This is a genomic window from Pseudomonas sp. S2_H10 (genome assembly GCF_054668285.1).
On record NZ_CP162754.1, the window covers coordinates 2,791,427 to 2,810,057 of the forward strand.

General features: G+C 59.6%; 12 protein-coding genes. 9 read left to right on the forward strand and 3 right to left on the reverse strand.

The genetic code is table 11. The features are described 5' to 3' along the window. Positions 1-195: 195 nt before the first annotated feature. Complete coding sequence (locus AB4O16_RS12410) at positions 196-2,634, reverse strand: Lon protease family protein (RefSeq protein ID WP_160385667.1); 2,439 nt, start codon at positions 2,632-2,634, stop codon at positions 196-198. A gap of 278 nt (positions 2,635-2,912) precedes the next feature. Between AB4O16_RS12410 and AB4O16_RS12415 the strand changes: the two genes are divergently transcribed. The 4 genes from AB4O16_RS12415 to AB4O16_RS12430 all read left to right on the forward strand — a co-directional run bounded on the left by AB4O16_RS12415 (position 2,913) and on the right by AB4O16_RS12430 (position 6,577). Further along, on the forward strand, positions 2,913-3,401 hold the full coding sequence (locus tag AB4O16_RS12415) for a DUF3015 domain-containing protein (protein WP_007970900.1): 489 nt from the start codon (positions 2,913-2,915) through the stop codon (positions 3,399-3,401). A 215-nt stretch (positions 3,402-3,616) separates the two neighbouring features. Further along, positions 3,617-5,470 carry an Lnb N-terminal periplasmic domain-containing protein gene (locus AB4O16_RS12420; RefSeq protein WP_460157814.1) on the forward strand — a complete coding sequence of 618 codons (1,854 nt, stop codon included), beginning with the start codon at positions 3,617-3,619 and terminating at the stop codon, positions 5,468-5,470. Positions 5,471-5,655: 185 nt separating this feature from the next. Next, a complete protein-coding gene (locus AB4O16_RS12425; protein ID WP_160385670.1) occupies positions 5,656-6,012 on the forward strand; it encodes a hypothetical protein in 357 nt (118 codons plus the stop codon). A 70-nt stretch (positions 6,013-6,082) separates the two neighbouring features. Then, the gene (locus AB4O16_RS12430; protein WP_160385671.1) at positions 6,083-6,577 is read left to right on the forward strand and encodes a GreA/GreB family elongation factor; all 495 of its coding nucleotides are present in this window, start codon (positions 6,083-6,085) and stop codon (positions 6,575-6,577) included. Here the strand turns inward: AB4O16_RS12430 and gdhA are convergent. After that, on the reverse strand, positions 6,574-7,911 hold the full coding sequence (gene gdhA, locus AB4O16_RS12435) for an NADP-specific glutamate dehydrogenase (RefSeq protein ID WP_460157815.1): 1,338 nt from the start codon (positions 7,909-7,911) through the stop codon (positions 6,574-6,576). The genes AB4O16_RS12430 and gdhA overlap by 4 nt on opposite strands. Positions 7,912-8,279: 368 nt before the next feature. Continuing rightward, positions 8,280-9,944, reverse strand: a complete 1,665-nt coding sequence (ettA, locus tag AB4O16_RS12440; RefSeq protein WP_075948376.1) for an energy-dependent translational throttle protein EttA — start codon at positions 9,942-9,944, stop codon at positions 8,280-8,282. Positions 9,945-10,220: 276 nt separating this feature from the next. Here ettA and AB4O16_RS12445 point away from each other — a divergent pair, with 276 nt between their 5' ends. The 5 genes from AB4O16_RS12445 to AB4O16_RS12465 all read left to right on the forward strand — a co-directional run bounded on the left by AB4O16_RS12445 (position 10,221) and on the right by AB4O16_RS12465 (position 18,615). After that, complete coding sequence (locus tag AB4O16_RS12445; RefSeq protein ID WP_460157816.1) at positions 10,221-14,069, forward strand: sensor domain-containing protein; 3,849 nt, start codon at positions 10,221-10,223, stop codon at positions 14,067-14,069. A gap of 247 nt (positions 14,070-14,316) precedes the next feature. Next, a complete protein-coding gene (gene glyA / locus AB4O16_RS12450; RefSeq protein ID WP_077185842.1) occupies positions 14,317-15,570 on the forward strand; it encodes a serine hydroxymethyltransferase in 1,254 nt (417 codons plus the stop codon). A gap of 245 nt (positions 15,571-15,815) precedes the next feature. After that, positions 15,816-16,367, forward strand: a complete 552-nt coding sequence (locus AB4O16_RS12455; RefSeq protein WP_178120510.1) for a hypothetical protein — start codon at positions 15,816-15,818, stop codon at positions 16,365-16,367. 104 nt (positions 16,368-16,471) lie between these two features. Beyond that, the gene (locus AB4O16_RS12460; RefSeq protein WP_160385674.1) at positions 16,472-17,011 is read left to right on the forward strand and encodes a hypothetical protein; all 540 of its coding nucleotides are present in this window, start codon (positions 16,472-16,474) and stop codon (positions 17,009-17,011) included. Positions 17,012-17,301: 290 nt separating this feature from the next. Continuing rightward, complete coding sequence (locus AB4O16_RS12465; RefSeq protein WP_460157817.1) at positions 17,302-18,615, forward strand: C4-dicarboxylate transporter DctA; 1,314 nt, start codon at positions 17,302-17,304, stop codon at positions 18,613-18,615. Positions 18,616-18,631: the final 16 nt, after the last annotated feature.

Here is an 18,631-nt window from a genome sequence, read left to right on the forward strand (position 1 = left end):
TGATTACTGTCGATATCCCTGAGCTGAGAATAGAAGAAAAGTATGGCCTGTAAGCCGGGTGAGACCGAAAGGCGCCGAATGGTCATAGTGTGAATATTGACGTCATTTCGACGACGCTTTTCGACGTTCGCTACAAAAAAATGTGGGAGCGAATTCGCTCCCACAAGGATTGCACGGTTTCAAATCAACGATGTGTCAAGCCGGCTTGGTTTCCGCCAGTGCCTCTTGCGCCAACTCCTTCTCGGCTTCTTTCAGATCCTCTTCGCTGATCATTTCCGCGATAACCCGCAGGCGCTCCACGACCCGCGCGTTCACGCTGCCTTCAGGGAACTCGCCATTCTCGTCCGGCTCGCCGGCCGGTTCACCGACCAACAGGCTCAAGGCTTCATCGGCCTGGCGAACCGCGTAGACATGAAACTGCCCCGCGCGCACCGCCGCCAACACCTTCTCGTCGAGCATCAGCGTGGCGACGTTGGCTTGAGGGATGATCGCCCCCTGCTCGCCAGTCAAACCGCGGGCCTCGCACAGACGGAAGAAGCCCTCGATCTTCTCGTTGACTCCGCCGACCGCCTGCACTTCGCCGAACTGGTTGATCGAACCGGTGATGGCAAAGCACTGCTTGAGCGGGGTTTTCGACAAGGCCGAGATCAGCGTGCAGGCCTCGCCCAAGGAAGCACTGTCGCCATCGACATAACCGTAGGATTGCTCCAGGGCGATGCTCGCGGAAATCGCCAGCGGGAACTCCTGGGCGTAGCGGCTGCCCAGATAACCGGTAAGGATCATCACGCCTTTGGAGTGGATCGGCTGGCCGAGGTTGACCTCGCGCTCGATGTCGACGATTCCGCTGCCACCGGGGTACACCGTGGCGGAAATCCGCGCCGGCACACCGAAAGCCGAATCGCCGACCTCCAGCACGGTCAAGCCGTTGCACTTGCCGACCGCGGCGCCATCGGTGTCGATCAGGATGATCCCGGCCAGCATGTCGTCGAGAATCCGCGCCGAAACCCGGCCGGTCCGCGTGGCCTTGGCCTTGAGCGCACGCTCGATGTGCCCGGCGTCGGTCATTTCATCAGCGGCCAGATGGCGGATGAAGTCCGCCTCGCTGACCAGTTGGAACAAGTCACCGATACGCGCCGACAAGCGCCCCTGATGCTCGGCCAGACGGGCACTGTAGGTCGCCAGGCGCGCCACCGCATCGGCGGTCAGCGGCGCCATGCCTTCTTCGGAAGTACGGGTCTTGAGCAACTGGGCGAACTGCTCCAGGCTCTCGTCGACCATCGGGATGTCTTCGTCGAAATCCACCAGGACGCGGAACATCTCCTGGAAGTCCGGATCGAGGTCCTGCAGCGTGTAATACAGCTGGCGGGCACCGATGATGACGACTTTGACCTGCAACGGAATGTGTTGCGGTGTCAGGGTCACGGTGGCCAGACGGCCCATCTCGCCCAGCGGCGATTCCATTTTCAGCTTGCGCGATTGCAGGGCGCGTTTGAGTGCGTCCCACACGAATGGCTCGCTGAGCATCTTGTCCGCTTCAAGGATCAGGAAACCACCGTTGGCCCGGTGCAGGGCACCCGGCCGCAGTTGGCGGTAGGTGGTGTACAGCGCGCCCTGGTCGGTGCTGTATTCGATACGACCGAAGAGGTTTTCGTAGGTCGGGTGCGGCTCGAACACCACCGGCGCACCGCCGCTGGCCGAGTGACCGACCACCAGGCTCGGCGCGTACTGTTCTTCCAGCAACTTGCGGGCGACAGCGTCGGTCTTGCTGTCGTCCACCAACTGCTCGACCACGGTCTTGAGCAAGTACACCTGCATGGCTTGCAGATAACCGCACACCGCGGCGTTCTCGGCGTACTTCTCCGACAATGGCGACAACAATGGCTGCAAGGCCAGGGTGATGGTTTCTTCGTTCAGATGACGCAGCTGGTTGCTCGACTCGCGCTTCCATTGCGGCAGGCTGGCGAGTTCTTCGTTCAAGCGCTCCTCGAGTGCCGAAATGTCCTCGTGAAAGCGTTCGCGCTCGGCTTCCGGCAACTGGGCGAATTCAGCTTCGTCCAGCGCCTTGCCGTCGCCCATCGGGGTGAAGGCGATATTGCTGGCGTCGCGGTAGAGCGCGACGTCCTTCTCCAGCGCCAGGCGCTCGATCACGTCCAGGGCCTTGTCGTAGCGTTGGTTGAAGGCGCGGTCGATGCTGCTTTTCTTCTGCTGGTAGGACGGATGCTCGAAGACTGCCGGAAACGTCGCCAGCAGGTTGTCGATCAAGCCGTTGATGTCACCGATGAAGGCACCGGCGGTACCCGACGGCAGTTCCAGCGCGCGTGGCTCGCGAGGCTCATCGAAATTGTTGACGTAGACCCAGTCCGCCGGGGTCTGCAGGCGCTTGCCTTCGGCCTTGAGGTAGCGTTTGACGAACGAGAACCGGCCGGTGCCGGGCTCGCCCATGACAAATACGTTGTAACCGGGGCGTGGCATGGCCACACCGAACTGCAAGGCTTCGACCGCACGTTCCTGGCCAAGCACACCGCGAAAGGGCTCCAGATCATTGGTGGTAGAGAAGCTGAACTGTTCAGCGGAAAACGGACGGGTCAGCGCTTCGGGCGCTAGACGCAAGCTGGCAGCAACAGGATCAGGCATCGGGCTTCCTTACAATCAGGCGGGGCAGATGGCAGCATTCTGGCGCTGCCCATGCCCGACTGGCAAGGAGCGCCGCAGGCCTGAGCATAGTCAATCTGCCAACCCCAGGCGGGCCGGGCCTTCTCCGCCGTTTGACATGAATGTTTTGCAAAAAATCACGGAACCCCGCGATCGTGCCTAAACTCCAAACTGCGCGGCCGGACTATTGCCCGGCCCACTGGCACCGGAACGGGCCAGACTCCCTTGTCTATTGGTACGCACATAAAGAGAACAAAGCTATGAAACGGATTCTTCTTGGTACTCTCTTCACCGCTGTATCCATCAACGCCATGGCTCAGGCGCCAGGCGGCCCGGATTGCGGTTGGGGCAACATGCTGTTCGAAGGTCAGCGTGGCACTCCGGCTCACTTCCTGGCATCCACCACCAACGGCACTTCCGGCAACGCGACCTTCGGCATGACCTCCGGCACCAACGGTTGCGCAACCAATGCTTCGCTGACCTATGGCGGCAAATCCTGGTTTGCCATGAATGGCATGATGAACGAGCTGTCCGAAGACATGGCCAAGGGTCAGGGCGAAGCGCTGACCACCTATGCCGTGGTACTGGGCGTAGCGCCGGAAGACCGTGCGCACTTCGCCGCCGTCACTCACGAGCACTTCCAGCAGATCTTCAGCAAGGCTGACGTGACTGCCGAAGACGTGCATACCAATACCCTGGCCGTGCTCAAAGCCGACCCTCGTCTGGCCAAGTACGCAACTCAAGCTTAAGCTCGACCTGCCCCGCTTCTTTCGGGAAGCGGGTTTTGTTTTTTGGGTGATGCCTGCGTACTGTAGGAGCTGGCTTGCCAGCGATGGTCGTTAACGATGACGCGTGTCTACTGGATAAACGCGGCGCCTTAGAGACCATCGCTGGCAAGCCAGCTCCTACAGGGGGAGGCATCAACCGCGCCGGTCTTCATTTTTTTCAAGTTAAGTTGCCACCTATGCTCAAACGCCTTGCCTGGCTGGCGCTGTGTGCCTGCGCCCCACTGTATGCCGCACCTCACATCGACTCTCAACGTTTGCAGCAACTGGCCAACGACCCTTTCTGGATATCCCTGGGCCATTACGAAACCGCCAAGCTCGGTGGCTGGCGCAGCTATGTCAGCGACCCGAAATTCTTTCTCGCCGCAGACGGCAATGAACATCCGGACCGTGAACTCGCGGCGACCGTACAAGCCTTGTACGCCCCGGCCAGTGCCGGTGAAACACACGCTCAATGCGTCTACCCGGCCCGTACCCGCTGGCTGAAGGAACAACTCGGCCTGACCGGCCTGCCGACGCCGGCCTGCGCCGAGTTCAAACAATGGTTCAAGGACGTCTCGCCGGACAGTGCGGTGATGATCTTCCCGGCGGCCTATCTGAACAGCCCGTCCTCGATGTTTGGCCACACCCTGCTGCGCATCGACCAGGCCGAGGCGAAGAGCGACAACACTTCGCTGCTCAGTTATGCGATCAACTTCGGCGCCTACATCGAGGGCTCGGACAACAGCATCCTCTATGCCTGGAAAGGCCTGATGGGCGGCTATCCCGGCCTGTTCGCAATGGTGCCCTATCAGGAAAAACTCTCGGAATACCGCAGCCTGGAAAACCGCGACCTGTGGGAATTCCGGCTGAACCTGACCCGGCAAGAAACCGCGCGCATGGTCGAGCACGTCTGGGAGTTGAAGCAGATCAAGTTCGACTATTTCTTCTTCGACGAAAACTGCTCCTACCGCTTGCTGGAACTTCTGCAAGTGGCCCGCCCGAGCCTGCGCCTGACCGGGCAATTCCCGCTCACGGCCATCCCCACCGACACCGTCAAGGCCGTGAAGGAGGCCGGGCTGGTGGAATCGATCGAGTATCGTCCGTCCCGCGAACGCGAGTTGCTCAGTCGCGCCGAGCCGTTGAACCCTGAAGAGCAGCAATGGGTGCTGAAAGTCAGCGCCGATCAGAATCAAATGCAAGACCCGGCATTCAAGGCTCAACCCCGCGACCGCCAGGCCCTGATCATCGATGCGGCCTATCGCCTGGAGCGCTACCGCGCCAACGGTCAGGAACGCGACCCGGCGCGTGCCCAGCGCAGCTTCGAACTGTTGCGGGCAATCAACCAGAACCCGGCACCCGAGCTGAACATCCCGCAGCCCGGCCTGCCTGAAGACGGCCACGAGTCCCGTACCTGGCAGCTCGGCCTTGGCACCCGTGGCGATAAAGCCTTTGGCGAATATGGCCTGCGCATGGCTTATCACGACCTCAATGACAACAACGAAAGCTTTCCCCTCGGCGCGCAGATCGAAATCCTGCAATTGAAACTGCGCCAGTACGAAGGCAATGACTGGCAAGTGCAGCAACTGGACCTGGCGACCATCCGCTCCCTGACCCCGCGCAATGAGTTGCTGCAACCACTGTCATGGCAAGTCACCGGTGGCCTTGAGCGGGTGCCGGGCAAGCACGATGACCAAACCCTGGTCAGCCACGTCAACGGCGGTGGCGGCGGAACCTGGCAACTGGGCGAGAACATGCTCGGTTTTGCCCTGGGCACCGTGCGTATCGAACACAACAACGACTTCGCCGCATTCGTGGCGCCAGCGGCGGGCTTCAACACGGGCGTGCTGTGGAAAAACCCGCTGGGCAACTTGAGCGTGGAAGCCAAGGGCGATTTCTTCACCAATGGTGAAGTGCGTCGTAGCCTGAGTCTGAATCAGCAGTGGGAAATATCCCGCAATCTCGGCCTGCGCTTGAGCGCCCAGCGCGAGTTCAGCCATTTGGCGACGGCCGAGAACGAGGTGATGCTTGAGCTCAAGTGGTACCACTATTGATCGCCACGCCTGTAGGAGCCGGCTTGCTGGCGATGGCATCAGCGTGGTTACTCGGACACACCGCGTTGATCCCATCGCCAGCAAGCCGGCTCCTACAAGAATTCTTTGATCTTTCTTTCACGATCGCCTCACTCGTCCTCTCCTAGACTTCACCCATAGGCCGCCGAATGGCCCGGGAGTGAGGAATGCGCCGTTATACAAGTGTTGTGGGTGTGTTGTTGCTGCTCGCAGGTTGCCAGTCAACCCACGATGACTTGCTCGCCAAAGGTTATCCGCCCGCCTTCGCCGATGGCTTCGATGACGGTTGCAGCAGCGGCCGGCAAGCCGCCGGGGCGATCACTGGCGAATTCCGCAAGAACGTCCCACGCTACTTGAAGGATCCGCTGTACGCCGAAGGCTGGAGCGATGGCTTTCGCCAGTGCCAGGCGATGCGGGACAACCAGGACCGCGGGGATTATCGCAACAGCCATCTGGAAGAACGGGACAAAGCCTGGGAGCAGCAAAAGGATCAGGACGCCGCCCGGGCCTATCACTCGCCGTAAGTCGCTTTCAGACATCCAGTGAAACCAAATGCCTGCGACCATGGCCCAAACCCTATACCGGGAGAATTCCATGAGTCGTGCCTTCGTCAATGAAGATAACGCCGCCGCGCAAGCCGATCAGCCCGTCGAACGGCAGGTCAGCGCTCAGCCCAACTACGTCACGCCGCAAGGCCTGGACCTGTTGCAGGCTAAATTCGCCGAACTGCAAAGCCTGCACGCCGAACAATCGGCAAGGGGCGAGCAGGCCGACAAGCAGCGCCTGGCCGATCTCGAACGTGATTTACGTTACTTCAAGCAGCGCCTGGGCAGCGCTCAGGTGGTACCCGTTGCGACGTCGACCGACAAGGTGCAGATCGGCAGTTGGGTGACCTATGCCGATGAACACGACACCGAACGCCGGGTACAACTGGTGGGCGAGGATCAGGCCGATGCGGGCCACGGCCTGATCAATTGGGGTTCACCGCTGGGCCGGGCGCTGCTCGGCGCACGACTCAACGATGAAGTCCTGTGGCAGCGCCCCGCCGGGGATCAACTGATCGAAGTGATCCGCATCGAACCGGCTTAGACGACGCCTTGGGCCAGCATGGCATCGGCGACCTTCACGAAGCCGGCGATGTTCGCACCCTTGACGTAGTTGATCCGGCCGTTTTCTTCGCCGTAATGCACGCACGCGTGGTGAATCGACTGCATGATCGCGTGCAGCTTGCTGTCCACTTCGCCACTGGTCCACGCCAGGCGCATGGCGTTCTGCGACATTTCCAGCCCACTCACCGCCACGCCACCGGCGTTGGACGCCTTGCCCGGCGCAAACAGGATGTCCGCCTCGATGAACAGGTCCACCGCTTCAAGGGTGGTCGGCATGTTCGCGCCTTCGGCCACGCAGATGCAGCCGTTGCGCAGCAAGGTGCGGGCAGCGTCGGCATCCAGTTCGTTTTGCGTCGCACATGGCAGGGCGATGTCGCAGCTCAGGCTCCATGGCAACTCACCGGCGCGGAACTCCAGGCCAAAACGGCCGGCCAGTTCACGGATACGCCCGCGCTGTACGTTCTTCAGTTCCAGCACCGCCAGCCATTGCTCTTCGGTCAAACCGCTTTCGCAATACAGGGTGCCTTCGGAGTCGGACAGCGAAATCACCTTGCCGCCCAGGTCCATGACCTTGCGCGCGGCGTATTGCGCGACGTTGCCGGAGCCGGAGATCGCTACGCGTTTGCCTTCCACGGCCAGACCGCGGCGCTTGAGCATTTCCTCGGCGAAGTACACACAACCGAATCCGGTGGCCTCCGGACGAATCAGGCTGCCGCCGTAGCTCGGGCCCTTGCCGGTCAGCACGCTGGTGAACTGGTTGCTCAGGCGCTTGTACTGGCCGAACAGGAAGCCGATTTCCCGCGCACCGACGCCGATGTCCCCGGCCGGCACGTCAACGTCCGCACCAATGTGGCGGTACAACTCGCTCATGAAGGCCTGGCAGAAGCGCATGACTTCCGCGTCGCTTTTGCCTTTGGGGTCGAAGTCCGAACCGCCCTTGCCGCCGCCCATTGGCAGCGAAGTCAGGGAGTTTTTGAAGGTCTGTTCGAAGGCGAGGAATTTCAGCACGCCCATGTTCACCGACGGGTGGAAACGCAGGCCACCCTTGTACGGGCCGATGGCGCTGTTCATCTGGATGCGGAAACCGCGATTGACCTGGACCTTGCCCTGATCGTCGACCCACGACACGCGAAACACCACCGCCCGCTCCGGCTCGCAGATGCGCTCCAGGATGCCGGAGGTCAGGTAATGCGGATTGGCTTCAAGAAACGGCCACAGGGTACGCAGGACTTCTTCGACAGCCTGGTGAAATTCGGGTTGGTCCGGGTCGCGTTTTTTCAGGCGCGCAAGGAAGGATTCGACGGATTCGATCATGGAAAAGTCTCGGCAAATTTATTGTCGTTGGAGGAGATTGGGCCGGACTGTAACAAACGACTCGCGCACAGGAACAGAGCAGAATGTCGCGTTTGTGAAATTAAATGGTGCACAGGATATAAATTAACCGAGTTTTTTGGACATTACTGCACCTGAATGGGGAGATCAGATTCAAGTCATGCACCAACAGTTACACCGCCATCGCTGGCAAGCCGGCTCCCACAGTTTTCCCGGCGTTCCCACAATCCGGGCACAACACAAATCATGTGGGAGCTGGCTTGCCAGCGATGAATCCAACTCGGTCTCACTGAAAAAAACGCAAAAAAACGGAGCCCGAAGGCTCCGCTCTTTATGCAACCCACCCGAAATCAGGCGAGTTTCTTGTGGCGCACACGATGCGGCTGGGCAGCTGCTTCGCCGAGACGCTTTTTACGGTCGGCTTCGTACTCGGTGTAGTTGCCTTCGAAGAACACCGCTTGCGAGTCGTCTTCGTACGCCAGGATGTGGGTCGCGACGCGGTCAAGGAACCACCGATCGTGAGAGATCACAATGGCGGCGCCCGGGAAGTCCAGCAGGGCTTCTTCCAGGGAACGCAGGGTTTCGACGTCGAGGTCGTTGGACGGTTCGTCGAGCAGCAGGACGTTGCCGCCCTCCTTCAGGGTCAGGGCCAGGTGCAAGCGACCGCGCTCACCACCGGACAGGTCCTTGACGAACTTCTGCTGATCGCCGCCCTTGAAGTTGAAGCGACCGACGTAGGTACGCGACGGGATCTCGTAGTTGCCGATGCGAATCTGGTCGGAACCGTCGGAGATCTGCTGGAACACGGTCTTGCTGCCGTCCAGGTCTTCGCGGCTCTGATCCACACAAGCCAACTGCACGGTTTCGCCGACTTCGATGGAGCCCGAATCCGGCGTTTCCTTGCCCATCAGCATGCGGAACAGGGTCGATTTACCGGCACCGTTACCGCCGATCACGCCGACGATGGCGCCTTTTGGCATGGAGAACGACAGGTTGTCGATCAGCACGCGGTCGCCATAGCCCTTGGTGACGTTCTTGAATTCGATGACCTTGTCGCCCAGGCGCGGACCGGCCGGGATGTAGATCTCGTTGGTTTCGCTGCGCTTCTGGAATTCCTGCGACTGCATTTCTTCGAAGCGTTGCAGACGAGCCTTGGATTTGGACTGGCGGGCCTTGGCGCCTTTGCGCACCCACTCCAGTTCTTCCTTCATGGCCTTTTCATGGGCCGACTGCTGCTTGGATTCGGCAGCCAGACGATCGGACTTGGCTTCCAGCCAACCCGAATAGTTGCCCTCGTAAGGAATACCCGCGCCACGGTCGAGTTCCAGGATCCAGCCGGCTACGTTGTCCAGGAAGTAACGGTCGTGCGTGATCGCGACCACGGTACCCGGGAAGTCGTGCAGGAAGTGCTCGAGCCACGCAACGGAATCGGCGTCCAAGTGGTTGGTCGGTTCGTCGAGCAGCAGCATGTCCGGCGCGGACAGCAGCAGGCGGCACAGGGCCACACGACGCTTCTCACCACCGGAGAGGAATTCGACCTTGGCGTCCCAGGCCGGCAGACGCAGCGCGTCGGCGGCGACTTCCAGTTGACGATCGAGGTTGTGACCGTCGCTGGCTTGCAGGATCGCTTCGAGCTTGGCCTGTTCGGCAGCCAGTTTGTCGAAGTCGGCGTCTTCTTCAGCGTAAGCCGCGTAGACCTCGTCCAGGCGCGCCTGGGCGTTCTTGATCACGCTGACCGCTTCCTCGACCACTTCACGCACGGTCTTGGTCGGATCCAGTTGCGGCTCCTGCGGCAGGTAACCGATGTTCAGCTCCGGCATCGGACGGGCTTCGCCCTCGAACTCGGTGTCGACGCCAGCCATGATTTTCAGCAGCGTGGACTTACCCGAACCGTTGAGGCCGAGCACGCCGATCTTGGCACCTGGGAAGAAGGACAGAGAAATGTTTTTCAGGATTTCCCGCTTCGGCGGAACAACTTTGCCCAGCCGATGCATGGTGAATACGTATTGAGCCATGGAGAACCTTGGGTCAGTGACTGATGAATGATTGGAGCGCAGGCATTGCCCGGCCAGACTGTGCGCGCCGTCCGTGTGAAGCGACGCTGAAAAAGTCTGAGTCTAGGAGCTGGAACGCTCCCGCGTAACCGGCAAAGCTACCTGAATGACAGATGGCAGTCCAGCCGACGGGCTGGGGCTGGCACTTCGCCACAACTCAAGGCATGCTAGCCGCCCTTCGGGCGTCCGGCTTATAGTGCACGTCGCGCCAGTCCAGCCAAACCGCAGGATTACAGCTTGTCCAATGTCCCACCGCCTCTGACTTCCAGTGCGCCCACCACAGCGCCCGGCTCCCCCCTGCGCGGCACCTTGAAGGGCACCTTGGCGACACTCGTGTTATTGCTGCTGGCCCTGCTGTTCTGGCAGTTGCTCGATCAGTTGCGCGAAACCCAGAAAAACCAGCGCCAGTACACTATCGACTACACCGCCGACCTGGCTGGGCAAGTCAGCCTGAACATGGCACTCAACGCACAGATCGCCCTCAACCTGTTGCCGATCGTCGAGCAACCGCAGGGCGCCGATGAACTGCAGGCCCTGCTGCGCAAGCTGCAACAGTCGCTACCGGATCTGCGCAGCCTGGCGTTGCTCAGCCCCTCGGGAAAAGTCATCAGTGACAGCGCTGCCGACAGCGATGACAGTGACTACCTGAGTGAACTGGTCCGCCGCAGCCACTCCCAGGCGCACTACTTCAGCAACGCCACCGACGGTTCCGTGGTGCATTTATTGTTGCATCAGGCCAGCGGCAGCTCCCGAGGCTACTGGGCCTTGCGCCTGACCCCCACCTTCTTTTCGTCCCTGACCAAGCAAATCGAGGCCGGTGGCCGTCCGATGTGGCTGGTGGAAAACCGCATCAATCATCAGATCATCAGCCGCGACGAAGCGCAGCCCGCGGTCAATCCGGGCACACTGACCGAGGACGATATCGCCAACAGCGTGCTGACGGTTCCGTTGAGCAGCAGCGATTGGCAACTGCGTGGCTTGTTCGACCGGCAACACGTGCTGGAGGAGCTGCTGCCGGCGTTCATTGGCAAATGCGTGTTGGGCCTGGCGTTTTCCATGCTGCCGTTCATCGCCTTGCTGAACATGCGCCGGCGTCAGCGCCAATTGAATGAAGGCCGCCGGCGTTATCAGGACATTTTCGAAGGCACTGGTGTGGCCTTGTGTGTCCTCGACATGTCCGGGCTCAAGCTTTTCTTCGACAAGACACACCTGCGGGACAGCGAACAACTGCAAGCGTGGCTGGCGATCCCGGAACAACGCCGGCAACTGCTGCAGGAGCTGCGGATCACCGAGGTCAACCAGGTCGCCCTGCAACTGCTCAATGTCGATAACGCCAACAACGCCTGGAAACTGCTGATCGACGGTAACCCGCTGGACGGCACCGCCATCGGCAACCAGGTGCTCGACGCGGTACTCAACCAGCAGCAACAGCTTGAGCTGGAAATCAAACTGCAGGATGCCAGCGGTCGCGACCAGCACCTGTGGCTGGTGCTGCGCCTGCCGCAAACCCAGGACGACTATAAAGCGGTGATCCTGAGCATCACCGACATCACCAGCCGCAAGCTCATCGAACTGTCCTTGCAGGAGCGCGAAGGGTTCTGGTCGGACGTGGTGCGCACCGTGCCGGATCACCTGTATGTGCAGGATGTGATCAGCCAGCGCATGATTTTCAGCAACCACCATCTGGGCCAGACACTGGGTTACAACCGCACCGAACTGCACCAGATGGGCGAATACTTCTGGGAAATCCTCCTGCACCCCGAAGACGCCGACTATTACCACCGCTCCCGCCAGGTCCAGCGCCAGGCCGGTTATCGCCAGTTGATGCAGTGCCAGCTGCGCTTCCGCCATCGCGACGGCCAGTGGCGACGCTTCGAGATTCGCGAGCAGGCACTGGCGCGGGACAAGGACGATCAGGTCACGCGGATCATTGGCGTGGCCAAGGACATCACCGACCAGATCGAAGCCAGCGAATCGCTGCGCGACAGCGAGCAACGCTACCGGATGCTCGCCGAGAGCATCAGCGACGTGATCTTTTCCACGGACAGCCGCCTTAACCTCAACTACGTCAGCCCCTCGGTGCAAGCCGTGCTGGGCTACGACGCCGAGTGGATTTTCCAGAACGGCTGGCAATCGACCATCGCCAACCCGCAACAACTGACCGGCATCTACCAACTGATGGACCGCGTCAGCAAAGCGCTGGATCAGCCGGACCAGCTGGCAGTGTTACGCAGCCAGGTACAAACCCAACTGTTCCTGTTCGATTGCCTGCGGGCCGACGGGCGCAAGATCCCGATCGAACTGCGCCTGGTATTGGTCTGGGACGAGCACGGGACATTCGAAGGCGTGCTAGGCGTCGGCCGCGACATCAGCCAGCAACGCCGGGCCGAAAAAGACCTGCGCATGGCCGCCACGGTATTCGAACATTCGACCTCGGCGATCCTGATCACCGACCCGGCCGGCTACATCGTCCAGGCCAACGAAGCCTTCAGCCGTGTCAGCGGTTATGCCGTGGAGCAGGTGCTCGACCAGTTGCCGAACATGCTGACCGTCGACGACCAGCAGGAAGCCCATCTGCGCTATGTGCTCAAGCAATTGGGCCAGCACAGCACCTGGGAAGGCGAAGTCTGGCTCAGGCGCCGCAATGGCGAGCACTACCCGGCCTGGGTCGGGATCACCGCCGTGCTCGACGATGAAGGCGACCTGGCCAGTTACGTGTGCTTCTTCAGCGACATCAGCGAGCGCAAGGCCAGCGAGCAGCGGATTCACCGCCTCGCCTACTACGACGCCCTGACCCACCTGCCCAACCGCACGCTGTTCCAGGACCGCCTGCACACCGCCCTGCAATCGGCCGAACGGCAGAAGTCATGGGTGGTGCTGATGTTCCTCGATCTCGATCGCTTCAAGCCGATCAACGACTCCCTGGGCCACGCCGCCGGCGACCGCATGCTCAAGGAGATGGCCACGCGCCTGCTCGGTTGCGTCGACGATGACGACACCGTGGCACGCATGGGCGGCGACGAGTTCACCTTGCTCCTGCAACCGCGGGCCAACCGCGAAATCGCCCTGAACCGGGCGATTCATGTGGCCGAACAGATTCTCGCCAGCCTGGTGAAACCGTTCGTGCTCGAAGGCCGCGAGTTCTTCGTCACGGCCAGTATCGGCATCGCCCTGAGCCCGCAGGACGGCAACGAGCTCAGCCAGCTGATGAAGAACGCCGACACGGCGATGTACCACGCCAAGGAGCGCGGCAAGAACAACTTCCAGTTCTATCAGGCGGACATGAACGCCAGCGCCCTGGAGCGGCTGGAACTGGAAAGCGACTTGCGCCATGCCCTGGAACAGAACGAATTCGTCCTGTATTACCAGCCGCAATTCAGTGGCGATGGCAAACGTTTGACCGGCGCCGAAGCCCTGCTGCGCTGGCGCCACCCGCGTCGTGGCCTGGTGCCACCCGGGGATTTCATTCCGGTGCTCGAAGAGCTCGGCCTGGTGGTGGATGTCGGCGACTGGGTGATCAGCGAAGCCTGCCGTCAACTCAAGGCCTGGCATCAGGCCAGGGTCCGCGTGCCCAAGGTGTCGGTGAACATCTCGGCGCGGCAGTTCTCCGACGGCCAGCTCGGTACGCGCATCGCCACCATCCTCAGGGAAACCGGCCTGCCGCCGGCGTGCCTGGAGCTGGAACTCACCGAAAGTATCCTGATGCGCGAAGTCAGCGAGGCGATGCAGATCCTCGATGGCCTGAAAAACCTCGGCCTGAGCATTGCCGTCGACGACTTCGGCACCGGTTACTCATCGCTCAACTACCTCAAGCAGTTCCCGATCGACGTCCTGAAGATCGACCGCACCTTCGTCGATGGCCTGCCATCCGGCGAACAGGACGCGCAGATCGCTCGGGCGATCATCGCCATGGCCCACAGCCTCAACCTGGCGGTGATCGCCGAAGGCGTGGAGACCCATGAACAGCTGGACTTCCTGCGCGAGCACGGTTGCGACGAGGTGCAGGGCTACCTGTTCGGGCGTCCGATGCCGGCGGGGCGATTCGAAGGGCAGTTCAGCAATGATGCGCTGTTCATGTTCGACTGAGATTTGCAGTGCTGCGGATGCCCCCTTCGCGGGCAAGCCCGCTCCCACAGTTTTTGCGGTGCCCCCCAAATTTGTGATCACCTGCGAACCTTGTGGGAGCGGGCTTGCCCGCGAAGAGGCCAGCACATTCACCGCTTATCCACGCATGAAAGCCACTTGTCTGCGACATGATGCCGTTTCATATGCCATCTAAAACCCATTGGGTTAGAATGCCCCCCTTTTCCGCCCCCGATCCTTGAGGACCGCCATGTTCAGCCGTGATTTGACTATTGCCAAGTACGACGCCGATCTCTTTGCCGCCATGGAGCAAGAAGCTCAGCGCCAGGAAGAGCACATTGAGCTGATCGCTTCGGAAAACTACACCAGCCCTGCGGTGATGGAAGCTCAAGGCTCGGTACTGACCAACAAGTACGCCGAAGGCTACCCGGGCAAGCGCTACTACGGTGGTTGCGAGTACGTAGACGTCGTCGAGCAGCTTGCAATCGATCGTGCAAAAGAACTGTTCGGCGCCGATTACGCCAACGTTCAGCCGCACGCCGGCTCGCAAGCCAACAGCGCCGTCTACCTGGCCCTGCTGTCGGCTGGCGACACCATCCTGGGCATGAGCCTGGCCCACGGCGGTCACCTGACCCACGGCGCCAGCGTTTCGTCCTCCGGCAAGCTGTACAACGCCATCCAGTACGGCATCGACGCCAACGGCCTGATCGACTATGACGAAGTCGAGCGCCTGGCGGTTGAGCACAAGCCAAAAATGATCGTGGCCGGTTTCTCTGCCTACTCGCAGATCCTCGACTTCCCGCGCTTCCGTGAAATCGCTGACAAGGTTGGCGCTTACCTGTTCGTCGACATGGCCCACGTGGCCGGTCTGGTCGCCGCTGGCGTCTACCCGAACCCGGTGCCTTTCGCTGACGTCGTGACCACCACCACCCACAAGACCCTGCGCGGTCCACGTGGCGGCCTGATCCTGGCTCGCGCCAACGCCGACATCGAGAAGAAGCTGAACTCCGCGGTATTCCCGGGCGCCCAGGGCGGCCCGCTGGAGCACGTGATCGCCGCTAAAGCGATCTGCTTCAAGGAAGCGCTGCAGCCTGAGTTCAAGGCATACCAGCAACAAGTGGTGAAAAACGCCAAAGCCATGGCTGGCGTGTTCATCGAGCGCGGCTTCGACGTGGTTTCCGGCGGTACTGAAAACCACCTGTTCCTGCTGTCGCTGATCAAGCAGGAAATCTCCGGTAAAGACGCCGATGCCGCTCTGGGCAAAGCGTTCATCACCGTGAACAAGAACTCCGTGCCAAACGACCCACGCTCCCCGTTCGTCACCTCCGGCCTGCGCTTCGGCACTCCGGCTGTGACCACTCGCGGCTTCAAGGAAGCAGAGTGCAAGGAACTGGCCGGCTGGATCTGCGACATCCTGGCCGACCTGAACAACGAAGCGGTGATCGATGCCGTTCGTGAGAAGGTCAAGGCTATCTGCAAGAAGCTGCCGGTGTACGGCGCTTAATAAGCCCCGCTAAATCACAGTTGAGAAAACCGGCACTTGTGCCGGTTTTTTTTATGCCCGTCACTTACAACTCCAAAAACTGTAACTTCCTCACAGACAACAACACCGAATAAAACTTAAAATCTTGTAACACACCAGAAATCCAGATTTTAAACCTTGATGATAGTCTCGCCCCTGACAAGCAACGAATAATCCGACTCGCTCACCACAAATACGAGGGTTATTCATATATCAAGGAAGAGATTATGTTCATAGATCGAACTCAATCGTTCACCGCTCAACTTTTTGTCGATAACAAACCTATTGCCACGGCTCGAAAGGTTATAAACAAACTTCTTGAAGAACTAGACACTGGAGAAGGCTGGCACGAGTTTCATCGTAACGCTCGCAAACACGACCCACTGGAACTGAGCTACAGCGAAGGTGTAACACCCGAAACTTTCTACTTCGCCTATCATGACGATGTATACACCATCCGAATTAAAGGCGTTAACACTCTTTTCCAGGCAACGGCAAGCATGGAAGGTGCAACTCGTAATTTGAGCATCTTCGAAGGAGATGATCCCACTTACTTCCGCATCATTAACAGCTCCGGCAATGTTGTAAAAATGGACGAAATTCCGGACGCAATCAGCGAAATCTATCTTTACGCCGGCCCACAACGTCGGCCAGTTAAATCCTATTCCGGACCACCCACCTTCCCGGTTCTGACCGATAATCCAAGCCGCATCGGGACCCCTCTGGTTTTCAAGCTAAAAATCATTGAGCGCAACCCCAGTGATGCATCTTGGTTATAAGTACAAAATGCCCGCAAGCAATTGTCGGTGCACTGCGCTCAATAAACCTCGCAAGTTATAACAGCAACAATATTAATCTCCCAATCAAGGAAGAGATAAGCGTCATGCAAAACATGGATAACCAATCGTTCACCGCTCAACTATTCGTCGATAACAAGCCGGTTGCACTAGCAGGTAAAGTCATTCGGAAAATGTTGGAGTCCCCCGACTTCAATGATGGTGAGAAGGCTATCCTCGAGAAAAAACTCGACATTTACGGAGACGTTCTTCTGAGTTACGCGGAGGACGTTGCCCCAGAAACGTTTCTTTTCGCCTACCACGACGACGTCTACACTATCAAGATTGAAGATCGTGACGGAAACTTCAAAAACACTGCAAGTATGGAAGGCGAACAGCGTAACCTGTCGGTTTTTGAAGGTGATGACCCTACTTACTTTCGCATCATCAACAGCCAGGGTGATAGTGCAAAACTGGACGACCTGCCAGGCGAAGTCAACAACATCCGCCTTCATACCGGTCCACAGCGTCGAGAGGTACTGATCTATGGCGAGTCCCCAAACTTTCCGATTCTCACCGACAAAGAACGACGCGGCAAACTTGTCTTCTTCGACCTGAAAATCATCAATCGCAACGTCTCGCGATAAGATCGTCGATTGAATGCTCTGTGAGAGCATGAGCTTAAAAAACCGGTCAGCGATGGCCGGTTTTTTCTGCCCGGGAAAAAAAATCCAGCCTCCCAAAAGGCTAAAGGTTGGGGTATCCAACCCAACTGGTAAGACCGGTCATGCCAATTATGCAATTTCCACTTGCGATCCGCCAAAAATAGCGCCTAGACTCCACCTGCACTGGACATACCGGTAAGACCACAATAATTAAGTCCTGAAGTCGATGCGCCTCGCGCACGGCAGCCAGGACACCGACCAGGATTCCTCCCATGCTCAGATGGTGCTCGCGTTCAATCTTCCTCCAAGTGGTTCTCGGACTGGTGCTCGGCATCGTCTGCGGGCTGACCCTCCCCGAATACTCCGCTCAGCTCAAACCGCTCGGTGACGGTTTTATCAAGCTGATCAAAATGCTCATTGGCCTGATTGTGTTCTGCGTGGTGGTCAGCGGCATCAGTGGCGCCGGCGACCTGAAGAAGGTCGGGCGCATCGGCCTGAAATCGGTGATCTACTTTGAAATCCTGACCACCATCGCCCTGGTGATCGGCCTGGTGTTCGCCTTCAGTACCGGCATCGGCAGCGGTGCGAATATTCATCTTGAGCAGCTTTCCGCCGCCGACATGGGCGATATCGCCCAGCGCGGCCAGCACATGCACACCACCACGCAGTTCCTGATGGATTTGATTCCGACCTCGGTCATCGGCGCATTTGCCGACAACAATATCCTGCAGGTCCTGCTGTTTTCGGTGCTGTTCGGCAGTGCACTGAACCTGGTGGGCGAAGCGGCGTCGGGTATTTCGCGGCTGATCAATGAGCTGAGCCACGTGATCTTCCGCATCATGGGCATGATCGTGCGCCTGGCGCCGATCGGTGTGTTCGGCGCGATCGCCTTCACTACCAGCAAATATGGCCTGGATTCGCTGCAACACCTGGGCAGCCTGGTCGGCTTGTTCTACCTGACCTGTATAGCCTTCGTTACCCTGATTCTCGGCCTGGTCATGCGCCTCTCCGGCTTGAAGATGTGGCCGTTGCTCAAGTACCTGCGCGAAGAACTGCTCATCGTCATGGGCACCGCTTCGTCCGACGCCGTGCTGCCACAAATCATGCGCAAGCTTGAACATCTGGGCATCGGCAGTTCGACGGTCGGCCTGGTGATCCCGACGGGCTACTCGTTCAACCTCGACGGCTTCTCGATCTACCTGACCCTGGCCATTGTATTCATCGCCAATGCCACCGGCACGCCACTGGCCATGACCGACCTGCTGACGATCCTGTTGGTATCGTTGATCACCTCAAAAGGCGCGCATGGCATTCCAGGTTCCGCACTGGTAATCCTGGCGGCGACCCTGACGGCGATTCCGGCGATCCCGGTGGTGGGCCTGGTGCTGGTACTGGCCGTGGACTGGTTCATGGGCATTGGCCGGGCGCTGACCAACCTGATCGGCAACTGCGTCGCCACGGTGGCCATCGCACGCTGGGAAAAGGACATCGATGTGCAACGGGCGAACAAGGTACTGTCCGGCCAGGTGGGTTATACCTTCCAGCCGCGAAAACCGGTGACCCCGGCGCATCAGCAGGAATTTTGAATCACCGCCGTGCCTG

Excerpts from the sequence above, each read along its gene's own strand:
- AB4O16_RS12420 (WP_460157814.1), top strand. The coding sequence starts at position 3,617 with ATGCTCAAACGCCTTGCCTGGCTGGCGCTGTGTGCCTGCGCCCCACTG.
- AB4O16_RS12455 (WP_178120510.1), top strand. The coding sequence starts at position 15,816 with ATGTTCATAGATCGAACTCAATCGTTCACCGCTCAACTTTTTGTCGAT.
- AB4O16_RS12415 (WP_007970900.1), top strand. The coding sequence starts at position 2,913 with ATGAAACGGATTCTTCTTGGTACTCTCTTCACCGCTGTATCCATCAAC.
- AB4O16_RS12465 (WP_460157817.1), top strand. The coding sequence starts at position 17,302 with ATGCTCAGATGGTGCTCGCGTTCAATCTTCCTCCAAGTGGTTCTCGGA.
- AB4O16_RS12410 (WP_160385667.1), bottom strand. The coding sequence starts at position 2,634 with ATGCCTGATCCTGTTGCTGCCAGCTTGCGTCTAGCGCCCGAAGCGCTG.
- glyA (WP_077185842.1), top strand. The coding sequence starts at position 14,317 with ATGTTCAGCCGTGATTTGACTATTGCCAAGTACGACGCCGATCTCTTT.
- ettA (WP_075948376.1), bottom strand. The coding sequence starts at position 9,944 with ATGGCTCAATACGTATTCACCATGCATCGGCTGGGCAAAGTTGTTCCG.
- AB4O16_RS12425 (WP_160385670.1), top strand. The coding sequence starts at position 5,656 with ATGCGCCGTTATACAAGTGTTGTGGGTGTGTTGTTGCTGCTCGCAGGT.
- gdhA (WP_460157815.1), bottom strand. The coding sequence starts at position 7,911 with ATGATCGAATCCGTCGAATCCTTCCTTGCGCGCCTGAAAAAACGCGAC.
- AB4O16_RS12460 (WP_160385674.1), top strand. The coding sequence starts at position 16,472 with ATGCAAAACATGGATAACCAATCGTTCACCGCTCAACTATTCGTCGAT.
- AB4O16_RS12430 (WP_160385671.1), top strand. The coding sequence starts at position 6,083 with ATGAGTCGTGCCTTCGTCAATGAAGATAACGCCGCCGCGCAAGCCGAT.